Consider the following 13,264-nt stretch of genomic DNA (forward strand, 5'->3'; position numbering starts at 1 on the left):
GGACGGGGTTTTCCGGCGCCGGGCGATCCGGCCGGCGCCCCTGCGCAGGCGCCGCGGCCGCGCCGGAGGGAACGTCTGCGAGGAGAGCGCGGCGTCGGGCACCGCGCGGCGATCTTAGCGCACGGCCATGCTGAGCCGCGTGCCGCCGCCGGCCGGTTCGAAGGCCAGCGTCACCTCCACGTCGTCGTCCAGCGTCGCGATCCGCTCAGGAGGCACGGGCCGGGCGGCTGCCGCGGTGCGTCGCCCGCATGTCGGCCGCCAGCGCGTCCAGGCAATCCATGATCTCCCGGGACAGGCCTTCGAGCTCGCCGAGCTTCGCGGCGGCGAGCGACGGGTTGCCGTCCCTGACGGCATCCAGCGCGGCGAAGCCCGCCTGGTGGAGCGCCAGATGCGGATGCGCGATCGCCTTGAAGGACGGCCGCTCGGTCAGCACGTCGTCGCCGACATTGTCGTACCACTTGCCGAACCGGCAGGTGTGGTGAGTCGCCTCGGCGGCGTCGGCCTTCGTCTTGCCGGTGACGACGTCGCGCACCCGCGCCACGAAGGCGCGGTGGTCGGCCTTGGCGATCTCGATCAGATGATCGAAGTACTTGGCGGCGAGCGCGTCGACCCGCGCGGTCGGCAGCTCTTCGGCGAAGTTGACGTGATGGATGCCCTCGCTGCAGGCCACCACGGTGCCCTCGATCCGCAGCCCCTCGCCCGCGATCGTGACGACGACCTGCGCGTGATTGGCGACCTGGCGCGCCCCGTGCAGCAGCGCCCCGGCCTCGGACAGATCGAGCAGCCGGACAGCTTCGGTCCTGCCGCCGCTCGTGAGCTCGGCCTCGACCAGCAGGCCGCGCCGGCGGTAGCGCCGCCGCTGCGCCACCGCGGAGGCGGTGCGCACCGCCCGCGTGAGCATGCGGCCGAGGGTGCCGACCACGGCGTCGAGGCTGCGGGTGGAGTCGTGCACGGTGAGCGAGGCGCGGTGCGCCTTGGTGACCCGCTTCGTCACGTCCTCCATCAGGACGCTCACCTGGCCGACATGGCTGGCGGTGTGCCCGACGTTCTGGGCGATCTCGCTGGTCGCCGCCGACTGCTGCTCGACGGCGGTCGAGATCGACGACGAGATGCCCTCGAGCTCGCGGATCGTCGCGGCGACCTCGTCGATCGCCGTCGCGGTGCGCCGCACCACCTCCTGGATGTGGCTGACCTGGCCGGCGATCTGCTCGGCCGAGCGGCCCGACTGGTTGGCCAGCGTCTTGACCTCGGCGGCGACCACGGCGAAGCCCTTGCCGGCCTCGCCGGCGCGCGCCGCCTCGATGGTCGCGTTGAGCGCCAGGAGATTGGTCTGGGACGCGATGTCGCCGATCAGCCCGACCACCTGGCCGATCTCGTCGGCCGCCTTGTCGAGATTGTCGACGACGCCGCGCGTCTCCTTCATGCGGCCGTCGGCGGCGCGGGCCGCCGTCGAGGCGCGGTTCACCTGGCGGGCGATCTCGGCGATCGACGCGTGCAGCTCCTCGGCCGCGGCGGCGACCGTCTGGGCCGAGCCGAGCGCCGTCTCGGCGACCCCGGAGGCGGCCTTCGCGTCCTCGTTCACGCTCTCGCTGACGATCTTCATCGCGTCGGCGCTGTCCAGCAGGCTCTTGTTGTAGGTCCCGACGCTCGCCACCGTGTCGATCACCTGCTCGTTGATCCGCTCGATCGTCGTCTCGGCGTCCTGCCGGCGGGCGACCTCGATCTCGTCCCAGTAGGTCGACAGCGCCGTCTTCATGTCGATCATCACGGCGCGGCCGACCGCCGCCTGGATGGCGGCGACGCGGCGACGCCGGGACGCGGTCAGCAGCAGGCTCTGGTCGGCCAACACGGCGGCGAGCAGCTCCGCCTGCAGCATGCCGTAGCCGAGCATGTACCAGTGCGGCTCGAGGCCGATGCGGTGATGCGTCTGGCCGATGCGCTTCGCCGACTCCCGGTAGCGCTCGTCGAACAGCCCGTCGAACAGATACGACCAGTGCTTCGCCTGCGCCTCCTTCGCGTAGGCCATTCGCTGCGCGCTCTCGAACATCGCGGCGAGCGGCGGGATCGCGATCGTCTTCTGGTAGAACGTGTCGAGGATGCGCGGCAGGGCCGCCATCAGCACCGGCTTCGCCGCGCGCAGAAGCGCGGCGCTGTCGGGGTCGAAGGAGACGTAGGACAGTTCGGTGCTGAAATGATCAGGTGTCGCGGGCTCGCCCATGATCGTCCGCTCGTTGGCTGCTGATCGGAGAAAATCGCAGGTACCCTATTACTCGACCGGTGCACGCAGGGTTAATGCCGATCCAACGAGCTCTTCACAATTTGCATGCATAGCCGAGGAGGTACGCTTCGAGCGCCATAGTTCTTATTGGCTAGGTTCGCTCCGGTCACCCCTTGCGAGGGATGGGGCCGAAGGCGGGCGGCGGCACGCGCCGCTTCGAGGCGGCTTCGTAGGACGAGGCGATTCTCAGGATCACGTCCTCCTTGCCGGGCTCGGCCCGGAACACCAGCGAGAACGGCAGTCCGGGCTCGGGAAGCGTGGTCGGCGTGTGCGACGGCGCCGAGACGTACCGGGTCCCGTCGGCGGAGAGCGCGTAGACCGGATCGTAGACGGTGGTGACGTAGCCGGCCGGCACCAGCACCTCGGTCAGGCCGGCGTTCGGGCCGTAGAGCGACTCGGGTGCCAGGTTGTGCAGGATGTCGTACTGGTGCGGATGGCCGATCAGGCCGGGCGGCCACGGCGAGTGCAGCCGCACCAGCGCGTCGAGCCTGTTCTCCAGGATCACCATCATGTCGACGCGGCGCAGCAGCTCGCGCAGCATGATGCGCTCGTCGACGCCCTGGCGCTGGCCGAGCGGATTGCGCGGATCGGCCACCTCCTCCCAGTTCCTGAACGCCGCCCGCTGATCGTCGCCCCAGAACTTGGAGCGCGCGTTCAGGGCGGGCCAGTCGGCGAGCGTCTCGGCGACGCCGTGCTCCGCCCAGTCGGCGGCGCGGCGCATCAGGTACTGGCTGATGTGGAACCGGAACGCCATCGCCAGCTCCTGCTGCTGGATCGTCCCGATGTCGAGATTCTTGGGCGGCGCGATGCGCCCTTCCGCCATCGCGACGCACCAGTCGATCGGCGCCATGCTCCCGTTGCCGAACACCTTGCCGGGTGCGAACGCGGTCGGCACGATCGCGTCGGCGAACTCCGGGAACAGCGGCCGGCCGTCGCGGCCGAGCCGGAACAGCAGATCCGGCATGAACACCGGCACGAGCCGCGCCAGCGCGGTGCGGAAGTCGACGCCCATCGGCTCGATGTCGGGATCGGGCGTCCACAGCGGATCCTTCGATTCCACCAGGGTCGCGCCGAGCCGGCCGGCAAGGATCTCCTTGATCTCGCGCGCCGCCGCCGTGACGATCGGCACCTCGGTCATCGAGCCCGGCGGCACCAGCATCGACTCGCGGATGACGCCGAGGCGGATGCCGTTCAGCTCGCCGGGCGCGCCTCGGCTCGCGGTGTGGACCGCGTAGCCGCCCGGCAGCACCGAGGGGCGCGGCACCGTCGTGTAGACGTCGCGCGGATCGTAATAGCCCTGCTCGTCGTCCTTCAGCGCATCGAGGATCTTGGCGCAGTCGGCGAGCGTGCGGGCGTGGATGCCGCTGCGGTCGCAGTAGATGTCGGCCCCGATGGCGCCGCCGTCGAAGCCGAGCATCGCCTTGTGGGGCAGGATCAGCGCCACGGCGTTGTGGTTCGACGGACCGCGGCACGAGGCGCGCGTCTCCTCGCCGAGGCTCGCCATCACCATGTTGGTCGACACCGACAGGGCCGAGCCGGAACTCGACCCGAGCGAGGCGGCGCGCCGGGTGTCGTAGGGATTCGACGGGTTGCCGCCCCAGCTCGAGCGCTGATAGCCGAGAGTCGACGGCAGCACCCTGTCGGGCGCGTGCCGTCCGCCCGGATTGCCGCCGCGGCCATTGTACTCGGTGCACACCGCCTTGGCGAAGATGATGGCGCCCTTCTTCCGAAGCTGCTCGACCAGCACGTGGTCGCGCGCCGGCACGTCGACGTCGTAGCGCGCGTCGGCCCCGCCGGTCGACCGCATGTCCCTGGTGTCGAACGAATCCTTGAACGAGAACACGACCCCGTAGAGCGGCAGCGCGGCCAGATCGGGATCGCGGCCGTACTGCGCATCGAGCGCGGCGGCCTGCTCCAGCGCATCCGGCCAGCGGCGGAAGACCTCGGCGCCGGGCGGTGCATTCTCCGGCAGCGGGCCGTCGTCGGGATGGCGGTCGAAATCGCCCGCGAAGGTCACCGAGCGCTCGCCCCGGATGTTGAGGGTCGAGAGCGCGTTGACCTGGCCGGCGTCGGGCATGCCGACGATCGTGCCGTACTGCTGGGCGACCGACGGGTCGGAGGCGGTCGGCTCCATCCGCCCGTACTCCAGCGGCGGCCCGCGGTAGCGGTCGAGATCGGGAAGCAGGTCGGACGCCTTCACGGTCGCGGTGGGAAAGCGCAGCGGCGCGCCGCCCCGCACCGCGCCGGCGGCGGGCGGCACCGGCACGCCGTCGGCCGTGACCAGCAGGCTCGCCGGCCCGTTGAAGGCCCGCACCCGGTCGATGTAGTGCTGCACGATCGCGACGCAGGTGATCTCGCCGGCCCGGATGGCGGCGTGCATCTCGTCGATGGTCGCTTCCTCCAGGCGGAACGGAGACGGGGTGGCCTGCCCGGTCATGGCGGCTCCTTCTTGCTTGGCGCGGGGGTCGGCGGAGATCGCCGGGGGTGGGTCCGATCGGCCGCCGGCAGGCGGCAACCGCGAGTAGACCGCGCCCGCCGGATCGAGGCAATGGTCGCGGCCGTCGCGGCCGCGGTCTCCCGGGTGCGGTGTCCCGGGTGCGGTGCACCGCGAGGTCGGCTATTGTCGACCGCCGCCGCGATCGTCGCGACCGGCGCCGCGGCCCAAGAGCCCGCGACCCGAGACCCCGCGACCACACGAGCCTGCGACCACACGAGCCCCCGATGACGAGCCCGAAGGACCCCGCCCACCCCGACGCCGCCTCCAAGGACGTGCTCGCCGCCAAGCTCGCCTCGACGGCGAGCCTGATCGAGCGGGTGACGGCACTCGCCGTGTTCGTGGCGCTGCTGGTCGGCGTCTTCCTGGTGGTCAAGCCGTTCATCACCGGCATCCTGTTCGGCGGCATCCTCGCCATCGCGACCTGGCCGCTGCGCGACCTGCTGGTGCGGCACGGCGTCTCGACCGTGGTCGCGGCGAGCCTGCTGCTGCTCGCCGCCATCGCCACCATCGGGCTGCCGGCCGTGTTCCTCGCCCCCGGCCTCGCCGAGCGGCTGGTGAAGGGGCTGCAGCAGGCGCAGAGCTACTTCGCCGGGATGCCGGAGCTGCCCGGCTGGCTCGCCAACATCCCGTTCGTCGACGAGCCGATCCGCCGGGTGTGGGCCGACCTCGCCGACCCGAGCAGCATCGTCCAGGAGGTGTTCAAGTCCTACTCGGCCGAGCTGCAGCGGGCCCTGGTCGAGATCGCCAAGGCGTTCGCCGACGGCATCTTCCAGGTGCTGGTGTCGCTCGCCGTCGCGACGCTGCTGTGGCTGCAGGGCGAGACCATCGGCCACGCGATGCGCGACGTCACGGTGCGGCTCGGCGGCGACACGGCCGGGGCGGCGCTCGACGCGGCGGCCGACTCGGTGCGCGGCGTCGCCTACGGCATCGTCGGGACGGCCGCCATCCAGGCCGGGCTGATGACCTTCGGGCTGCTGCTCGCCGGGGTGCCGGGGGCCGGCGTGCTCGGCTTCGTCTCCATGCTGATCGCGCTCAGCCAGTTCGGCATCCTGCTGGCGATCATCTGGGGCGGCGCCGGCTGGTGGCTGTTCAGCCTCGGCCACACCGGCTGGGCGATCTTCATCGTCGCCTGGGGCATCATGGTCTCGACCGTCGACAACGTGATCCGCCCCTGGCTGGTGAGCTTCGGGGCGGCGCTCCCCCTCACCCTGATCATCTTCGGCGTGCTCGGCGGCTTCCTCGCCTTCGGCTTCCTCGGCCTGTTCATCGGCCCGACGCTGCTCGGCGTCTTCGTCAATCTCCTCGACGCCTGGCGCCGCGCCGCAGCACCGCCGGCATCGCCGCCGTCGGTCCCCCCCGCCGGCCCGTCCGCCTTGGCGCAAGGCATTGGGCGAGAGGTGCCGCCGGCCGCCGCGGCGAAGGACGCCCTGGCGCCGGGGGAGTGAGGGGACGGGACGCGGAAGGATCTTCAACCGTCATGGCCGGGCCGGCCGAAGCCGTGACCCGGCCATCCATCCTTTCGCAAGAGCCCTATTTCGAAGCGAGATGGATGCGCGAGGCCCCTCACTCCGCCGCCGCAGCGACTCGGAACGGCACGGCGGCGACGACGGCGTCGGCCGCGTCGTCGCGAAACGCCGGATCGCGGCGCAGCTCGTCGATGGTGCGCGGCGACGGGAACGCCGCGCCGTCGAGGTCCGACCAGTCCTCCGCCGCGAAGGCCAGCACGTCGGCCGCGTTCCGCATCGCCTCGTCGATGGTGTCCCCGGCCGTGATCACGCCCGGCACGTCGGGAAACGACACGCCGTAGCAGCTCTCGGGATCCTTGTGGATCAGGGCGATGTAATGGGGCATGTGCGCTACCAGAAAACCATGTCGTACTTTCAAGAATTTGGCTTCGATATCTCTACCCGAACCCTTCCTGATGCGACAGCGCTGCTCATCGAATCACACCAACGGCGAAGCGAATCCAACGCCTTTCGGTCTGGAGACTCGACGCGAGTATATCCAAGAAGGTCTTTCACGTTGATATTAAAGGCCTCTTCATATACACCACCCGACAAATCTTGGTAGGAAACATCGACATCGAACGCCTGTAACGGGGGGTCTTCAAACAACTCTAATCCGCCCATGAACGCTGATATCTGTTCACCCTGAGGTAGGACAGAGATGGGCCTTTTACCCCAATTTTTGAACAGATAAACGCCGTGTTTCGTCAAATCCTCGGGATCCGCCTTCACCACAACAGAAATGTTACGCGCAGCGCCCAGGCCAACATTCGCAACGATGAAGTTTATCGCCTGTAGAACATCTTTATCTGGTAGCGCATAAACGACCACGGTGGGCTGCGACGAAGCCTTTCTGAGAAGCTGATTCTCAAGAACGAGTTGGCGAGTAAAAACAGCATAAACTATTGTGGTTGCCGCGACCGCCACGGTGGCAACAGCCGAAACTATCGTTGCAATAGCTACCGGATCCATTCCTGCGCCCCTCACCTCAGCAGCTCCCGCATCGCCCGGTCCAGGCCGTCCAGCGTCAGAGGGTACATGCGGCCGCCCATCAGCTGGCGGACCATGCGGATCGACGAGGTGTACTCCCAGTGCTCCTGCGGCACCGGGTTGAGCCAGACGCAGGCCGGGTAGGTGCGGGTCACCCGCTCGAGCCACACTTGGCCGGGCTCCTCGTTCATGTGCTCGACCGAGCCGCCCGGCGTGACGATCTCGTAGGGGCTCATCGAGGCGTCGCCGACGAAGATCACCTTGTAGTCGTGCGGATAGGTGTGCAGCACGTCCCAGGTCGGCGTGGTGTGGTCCCAGCGGCGCTTGTTCTCTTTCCACACGCGCTCGTACAGGCAGTTGTGGAAGTAGTAGTATTCGAGGTGCTTGAACTCGAGCCGGGCCGCCGAGAACAGCTCCTCGGTCAGCGCGATGTGCCAGTCCATCGAGCCGCCGACGTCGAAGAAGGCCAGCACCTTCACGGCGTTGTGGCGCTCGGGCCGCATGTGGATGTCGAGATAGCCCTTGTGCGCGGTGCCCCGGATGGTGCCGTCGAGATCGAGCTCCTCGGGCGCTCCGGTGCGCGCGAATTTTCGCAACCGCCGCAGCGCGATCTTGATGTTGCGGGTGCCGAGCTCGACCGTGTCGTCCAGATCCTTGAACTCGCGCTTGTCCCAGACCTTCACCGCGCGGAAATTGCGGTTGGTCTCCTGGCCGATGCGGATGCCCTCCGGATTGTAGCCGTAGGCGCCGAACGGCGAGGTGCCGCCGGTGCCGATCCACTTGTTGCCGCCCTGGTGGCGGCCCTTCTGCTCGGCGAGGCGCTGCTTGATCGTCTCCAGCAGCTTGTCGAGCCCGCCGAGCGCCTCGATCTGCGCCTTCTCCTCGTCGGTGAGGTATTTTTCCGCCAGCTTCTTCAGCCAGTCGGCCGGGATCTCGGCCGTGATCGCCTCGGCCGTGCTCTCGAACCCCTTGAACACGGTGCCGAAGACGCGGTCGAACTTGTCGAGGTTGCGCTCGTCCTTCACCAGGAGCGCGCGGGACAGATAGTAGAAGTCCTCGACCTTGCGCCCCGCGAGGTCGGCGTCCATCGCCTCCATCAGCGTCAGGTACTCGCGCAGCGTCACCGGCAGGCCGGCGCTCTTGAGCGCATGGAAGAAGCTGATGAACATCTCGCTCTCCTGCCGGCAGCGACGCACCGCCGGCGCGACGGGAGAGTATAGCCGGCCCCGCCGCGCGGTCGAGCCGCACCGCGGGGCTCCGCCGGAACTCCCTTATCGGCGTGACGTTGAGCCCAGGATCGCGGCCGGCCCGTCGCGGCGATCTCGGGGCGTCCCACGGGAGCCGACACGCGCGTTCACGACCGACGTCACACCAGCACCGGAGCGGCACCGCCGCGTCCGACAGGGGATGGCTACGCCATGCAGAACCAGTCCAGGCCCGGACCACAGTCCACCGGCTCATCCATGCCCGGCACCGGCTCCACCGGGACGTCCGGTTCGCGCAGCCCGCAGGACGAGCTGCGGCACGATGCCGAGCGGGTCGCCGGCGAGGTGAAGCAGGCGGCCGGCAGCGTCAAGGACGAGATGGTCGCCGCCGCGTCCGACATGCGCGACCAGGCCGCCGCCATGGCCGAGCCCCTGCAGCAGAAGGCCCGCTCCCTCGCCGAGGAGCAGAAGGAGGCCGGCGCCCAGCGGGTGCGCGGCGTCGCCCGGGCGATCTCGTCGGCCGCCGACGAGCTCGACGACGAAATGCCGCAGACGGCCGAGTGGATCCGCCGTGGCGCCTCGCGGCTCGAGACGATCTCGACCTCGGTGCGCGACAGGAGCGTCGAGGATCTGGCCCGCGACACCGAGCGCTTCGCCCGCAACAACACGGCGGCGTTCTTCGGCCTGTCGCTGGTCGCCGGCTTCGCCCTCGCCCGCTTCCTCAAGAGCGGCGCCGCGTCCGCCGCGGATCACGGCGAGACGACCGCCTCGGGCACGGGTGCGCCGCGCTACCGGACCCCGAGCCCGCCGCTGCAGCCGCAGCCGGGCGCGCCGACCGGGACGGCGGCGCGGAGCCCCGTCGCGGCCGGCGCCGGCGCGACCTCCGGCCCCCGCACCGGCGCAGGCGGGCGGACCGACCCGACCGCGTTCCCCCACAACGAGTTCTGAGGAGAGACGACGATGGGTCTCCAGGACCACCGTATCCAGGACCACCGGTCCGTCCCCGCGCTGTTCACCGATCTGGTCCAGCAGGTGACGTCGCTGGTGCGCACCGAGACGAAGCTCGCCCGCACCGAGATGAGCGAGAAGATCGGCCAGGTCGGCGCCGGCGTCGCGCTGGTGGCGATCGGCGCCGTGCTGCTGATGCCGGGCCTCGTGATCCTGCTGCAGGCAGCGGTCGCCGCCCTGGTCGACGCAGGCTGGGAGGGCCACTGGGCCGCGCTCCTGGTCGGCGGCGCCACGCTGCTCGTCGGAGCGATCCTGGCCCTGATCGGCGCCAGCCGGTTCAAGGCCGAGAACCTGACGCCGACCCGCACCATGTCCCAGCTCCAGAGCGACGCGGCCGTCGCACGCAATCAGGTGAGGTGATCCGATGCCGACCGCTCGCGAGATCGAGACCGAGGCCGAGCGCCAGCGCGCCCAGCTCAACGACACCCTGGAGGCGTTGCGCGAACGCATGACGCCGGGTGAGATCGTCGACCAGGCCATGGCCTTCGCGCGCGGCCATGGCGGCGGCGAGTTCGTGCAGAATCTCGGCCGGCAGGTGCGCAGCTCGCCCCTGCCCGTGGCGCTGGTGGCGACCGGCCTCGCCTGGCTGATGTTCTCGCCGCGGCGCCCGCCGCCGCCGGCGCCGTCGATCGTGCCGGAGCCGACGCCCTATGCGGGCGCGACCACCCGGACCGGGTCCCATGCGGCGAGCGGGTCCGGAATCTCCTCGGCGGCCCGTGAGGCGGCCGGGACGGCGGGCAGTGCCGCCCAGGCTGCGGCCGACAAGGCGCGCGGCGCCTACGCGTCGGTCGGCTCCGGCGTCGGCAGCGCGGCCTCGACCGCCCGCGACGCGGCCGGCAGCGCCTACGACACGGCCGGCGATGCGGTGAGCCGCGCCGCCGGCGCCGCGTCGAGTGCCGCGGAGAGCGTCCGCCGTGGCGCCGGCGATCTCGGCGATCGCGCCTCGGAGTTCGGCCGCGGGGCGTATGAGCGCGCCTCGGAGCTCGGCCACGGCACCTATGCCCGCGCCCGCTCGGTCGGCGACGGCATCGCCGAGCAGGCGTCGCATGCGCAGGCGGGGCTGACGCGGATCGTCCGCGAGCAGCCGCTGGTCGTCGGCGCCGTCGGGCTGGCGCTCGGCGCTCTCATCGGGGCCGCGATGCCGCGCTCGCGCACCGAGGACGAGCTGATGGGCGACACCGCCGACGAGATGAAGCAGGCGGCCTCCGAGACGATCCGCTCCTACTACGGCGAGGCCAAGGAGGCCGCCGGCCGCGTCGCCGAACGCGTCCGCGACGAGGCGGAGGAGCAGGGCCTCACCACCGGCTCCGCCAAGGGCGCCGCCGAAGGGCTCGCGCGCGACCTCGGCGACCGGGCCCGCGACCTCGGCGACAAGGCGGGCGAGCTCGGCGACAAGGTGGCGGCGGTCGCCGGCGCCGCCAAGGAGAGCACCCGCGAGGAGCTCGACCACGCCAAGGAGAAGCTCGCCGGCGACGTCGGCACGGTCGCCGGGAAGAGCGACGCGAAGCGCGACGACGGCAGGCGGGACGACGGCCGGCGCGACAAGGCGACCGTCGACGCCGGCGGGCCGGGCGCTGCCGGGGCGACCCACTTCGCTTCGCCCGGCATCGCCCAGTCGCCCGCCTCGCCCGCGACGGGGCCGACGGGCGGACGCCCGGGGCAGCCCGGCAAGCGGACCTGATCACCATCCCTGCCGGCCGGCGCCTTCGGGTGCCGGCCGGACCCCGTTCCGCAGCCGCCGAGCCCGATGAAGCCACCCTCCCCTCCTGCCGACCGGTCGCCGCTGCTGGTGCTCGGCCTCTCCGCCGCACTGCTCGCATTCGGCTACGGCCGCCGCGATCCACACGGGGACGCCCCGCCGCCCCGCGCCGATCTCGCCCCCTCGACGCAACGGCGGCCGAAACGCGGCGCCTGGGCGGTGCTGAAGGGCGTGTACCGGCGCTTCACCGAGGACCGCGTCACCTCGATCGCCGGCGGCGTCACCTTCTTCGCGCTGCTCGCGCTGTTTCCGGCGATCGCGGCGCTGGTGTCGATCTACGGGCTGTTCACCGATCCGCGCCAGCTCACCGGCCAGATCGACGCGCTCTCCAACGTGCTGCCGGGCGGCGCCATCGAGGTGGTCGGCGGCCAGCTGCAGCGGCTCGCCGAGCAGGGCCGCTCCAGCCTGGGCATCGCCTTCCTGATCAGCGTCGGGGCCGCGCTGTGGAGCGCCAATGCCGGCATGAAGGCGATCTTCGACGCCCTCAACATCGTCTACGACGAGGACGAGAAGCGCAGCTTTCTCAAGCTGAACATCCAGTCGCTGGCCTTCACGCTCGCCGGCCTGGTGTTCATTCTCGCGGCGCTGGCGGCCGTGATCGTGGTGCCGGTGCTGTTCGGCTATCTCGGCCTCGACGACGCCGGCGCCACGGCGGTGCGGCTCGGACGCTGGCCGTTGCTGCTGCTCGCCCTCGCCTTCGCGCTCGCCGTCGTCTACCGCTTCGGCCCCAGCCGGCGGACGGCACGCTGGCGCTGGATCTCCTGGGGCAGCGCCGTCGCGTCGCTCGCCTGGCTCGCCGCCTCGGTGCTGTTCTCCTGGTACGCGGCGAACTTCGGCAGCTTCAACCAGACCTACGGCACGCTCGGCGCCGCCATCGGCTTCATGACGTGGATCTGGATCTCGTCGATCGTGATCCTGGTCGGCGCCGAGCTGGACGCCGAGCTCGAATGCCAGGACCCGGCGGTGCCGCGCAAGCGTCCGGAGGGCGGGCTCGGCCGGGCGGCCTCGGGCGCCTCCGGCTGAGCCCGGCACGCGAAAGACCGCTCACGGCCCGGGCTCGCGGCCCGACACCGTCACGCCGTCGACGGCCCGCACGGCGGCGAGGAACGTCCGCACGAAGGCGCGTGCCACCGTCGACGGCGGGCGATGGAGCGGGTGATAGAGGGCGAAGCGATAGTCGAGCGCCGGGGCGAAGGCGCGCACCGCGACGGCCGCCTGCCCGCCTTGCGGCGCGTGCGCCGCCTGCGCCGCGGTGAACGGATCGACGACCGTCACGCCGAAGCGGTTCGCCACCATGCCGCAGGCCACCGCGAAGAAGTCTACCTCGGCGACGACGTTCCACTGCGCACCGGCGTCGGCGAAGGCGCGGCCGATGCGGTGGTGGATCTCGCGCTCCCGGAAGCTCGTGACGAACGGCTCGCCGTCGAGCAGCGTCGGGGTCAGCATCGCGTAGGAGGCGAGCCGGTGATCGGCCGGCAGCACGCAGACGCAGGGCGCCGCGACGCTCGCCAGCATGGCGGCCTGGGCGTCGAGCCGCACGTCGGCGATGCCGAGATCGTAGGCGTGCCCCGACAGCAGATGCCGCACCAGCTCGGACGTGTTGGTGAGCACCTTGAACGACACCCGCGGATGCGCGCGGGCGAAGTCGGCCAGCACGGCCGGCAGCAGCGCCAGGCCGACCAGCGGCTGCGCCGCGATCATCAGCCGCCCCGAGCGGCCGTCGCGGATGTCGTGGATGGCCTGCCGCACATGGTCGAAGTCGGCCAGCACCGGAGCGACCTCGTCGACCAGCTGCAGCGCCTCGGCGGTCGGCTCCAGGCCGCCGCCGGTCCGCCGGAACAGCGGCAGGCCGATCTGCTGCTCGAACCGGGCGATCAGGCTGCTGACCGCCGGCTGCGACACGCCGAGCAGGCGCGCCGCCGCGGTCATCGACCGGGTCTCGGCCACGGCCCGGAAGGCCTCCAGGTGGCGAAGCTCGAACTCCATAAGTCGGACTTATAGCATCTTCCGAGCGGATTTGAC

11 protein-coding genes are annotated in these 13,264 nt (G+C 71.0%); 5 read left to right on the plus strand and 6 right to left on the minus strand.

The annotated features are described in order from the left end of the window. Positions 1-205: 205 nt before the first annotated feature. Positions 206-2,218, minus strand: a complete 2,013-nt coding sequence (locus J2S22_RS16275; RefSeq protein ID WP_272777532.1) for a protoglobin domain-containing protein — start codon at positions 2,216-2,218, stop codon at positions 206-208. 166 nt (positions 2,219-2,384) lie between these two features. Next, complete coding sequence (locus J2S22_RS16280; protein WP_272777531.1) at positions 2,385-4,715, minus strand: amidase family protein; 2,331 nt, start codon at positions 4,713-4,715, stop codon at positions 2,385-2,387. A 284-nt stretch (positions 4,716-4,999) separates the two neighbouring features. On the opposite strand from J2S22_RS16280, the gene J2S22_RS16285 reads away from it, so the two are divergent. Then, entirely contained in the window at positions 5,000-6,220 is a 1,221-nt protein-coding gene (locus tag J2S22_RS16285; RefSeq protein ID WP_272777530.1) for an AI-2E family transporter, read from the plus strand. 118 nt (positions 6,221-6,338) lie between these two features. Here J2S22_RS16285 and J2S22_RS16290 read toward each other — a convergent pair whose 3' ends face one another. From J2S22_RS16290 to J2S22_RS16300, 3 genes are read right to left on the minus strand one after another with little or no spacing between them, the layout of a single operon-like run. Continuing rightward, positions 6,339-6,626 (minus strand): type II toxin-antitoxin system HicB family antitoxin, encoded by a 288-nt coding sequence (locus J2S22_RS16290; RefSeq protein WP_272777529.1) that lies wholly within the window; start codon positions 6,624-6,626, stop codon positions 6,339-6,341. Positions 6,627-6,655: 29 nt separating this feature from the next. Then, the gene (locus tag J2S22_RS16295) at positions 6,656-7,252 is read right to left on the minus strand and encodes a DUF8453 domain-containing protein (RefSeq protein WP_272777528.1); all 597 of its coding nucleotides are present in this window, start codon (positions 7,250-7,252) and stop codon (positions 6,656-6,658) included. An 11-nt stretch (positions 7,253-7,263) separates the two neighbouring features. Further along, positions 7,264-8,439, minus strand: a complete 1,176-nt coding sequence (locus tag J2S22_RS16300) for a vWA domain-containing protein (protein ID WP_272777527.1) — start codon at positions 8,437-8,439, stop codon at positions 7,264-7,266. Between the two features lie 249 nt (positions 8,440-8,688). Between J2S22_RS16300 and J2S22_RS16305 the strand changes: the two genes are divergently transcribed. The 4 genes from J2S22_RS16305 to J2S22_RS16320 all read left to right on the plus strand — a co-directional run bounded on the left by J2S22_RS16305 (position 8,689) and on the right by J2S22_RS16320 (position 12,265). Next, positions 8,689-9,423, plus strand: a complete 735-nt coding sequence (locus tag J2S22_RS16305; RefSeq protein ID WP_272777526.1) for a hypothetical protein — start codon at positions 8,689-8,691, stop codon at positions 9,421-9,423. A 12-nt stretch (positions 9,424-9,435) separates the two neighbouring features. Further along, positions 9,436-9,843, plus strand: coding sequence for a phage holin family protein (locus J2S22_RS16310; RefSeq protein WP_272777525.1), 408 nt, complete (start codon positions 9,436-9,438; stop codon positions 9,841-9,843). 4 nt (positions 9,844-9,847) lie between these two features. After that, positions 9,848-11,164 carry a DUF3618 domain-containing protein gene (locus tag J2S22_RS16315; RefSeq protein ID WP_272777524.1) on the plus strand — a complete coding sequence of 439 codons (1,317 nt, stop codon included), beginning with the start codon at positions 9,848-9,850 and terminating at the stop codon, positions 11,162-11,164. A 66-nt stretch (positions 11,165-11,230) separates the two neighbouring features. Then, the gene (locus J2S22_RS16320; protein ID WP_272777523.1) at positions 11,231-12,265 is read left to right on the plus strand and encodes a YihY/virulence factor BrkB family protein; all 1,035 of its coding nucleotides are present in this window, start codon (positions 11,231-11,233) and stop codon (positions 12,263-12,265) included. A 21-nt stretch (positions 12,266-12,286) separates the two neighbouring features. Here the strand turns inward: J2S22_RS16320 and J2S22_RS16325 are convergent, their stop codons facing one another. Further along, on the minus strand, positions 12,287-13,228 hold the full coding sequence (locus J2S22_RS16325; RefSeq protein WP_272777522.1) for a LysR substrate-binding domain-containing protein: 942 nt from the start codon (positions 13,226-13,228) through the stop codon (positions 12,287-12,289). Between the last annotated feature and the right edge of the window lie 36 nt (positions 13,229-13,264).

It is taken from the genome of Rhodoplanes tepidamans, assembly GCF_030813915.1.
In the GTDB taxonomy this organism is placed as follows: domain Bacteria; phylum Pseudomonadota; class Alphaproteobacteria; order Rhizobiales; family Xanthobacteraceae; genus Rhodoplanes; species Rhodoplanes tepidamans.

Bases quoted from the DNA above. Each gene is read 5' to 3' on its own strand.
- J2S22_RS16315 (WP_272777524.1), top strand. From the start codon at position 9,848: ATGCCGACCGCTCGCGAGATCGAGACCGAGGCCGAGCGCCAGCGCGCC.
- J2S22_RS16295 (WP_272777528.1), bottom strand. From the start codon at position 7,252: ATGGATCCGGTAGCTATTGCAACGATAGTTTCGGCTGTTGCCACCGTG.
- J2S22_RS16310 (WP_272777525.1), top strand. From the start codon at position 9,436: ATGGGTCTCCAGGACCACCGTATCCAGGACCACCGGTCCGTCCCCGCG.
- J2S22_RS16290 (WP_272777529.1), bottom strand. From the start codon at position 6,626: ATGCCCCATTACATCGCCCTGATCCACAAGGATCCCGAGAGCTGCTAC.
- J2S22_RS16285 (WP_272777530.1), top strand. From the start codon at position 5,000: ATGACGAGCCCGAAGGACCCCGCCCACCCCGACGCCGCCTCCAAGGAC.
- J2S22_RS16325 (WP_272777522.1), bottom strand. From the start codon at position 13,228: ATGGAGTTCGAGCTTCGCCACCTGGAGGCCTTCCGGGCCGTGGCCGAG.
- J2S22_RS16275 (WP_272777532.1), bottom strand. From the start codon at position 2,218: ATGGGCGAGCCCGCGACACCTGATCATTTCAGCACCGAACTGTCCTAC.
- J2S22_RS16300 (WP_272777527.1), bottom strand. From the start codon at position 8,439: ATGTTCATCAGCTTCTTCCATGCGCTCAAGAGCGCCGGCCTGCCGGTG.
- J2S22_RS16280 (WP_272777531.1), bottom strand. From the start codon at position 4,715: ATGACCGGGCAGGCCACCCCGTCTCCGTTCCGCCTGGAGGAAGCGACC.
- J2S22_RS16305 (WP_272777526.1), top strand. From the start codon at position 8,689: ATGCAGAACCAGTCCAGGCCCGGACCACAGTCCACCGGCTCATCCATG.
- J2S22_RS16320 (WP_272777523.1), top strand. From the start codon at position 11,231: ATGAAGCCACCCTCCCCTCCTGCCGACCGGTCGCCGCTGCTGGTGCTC.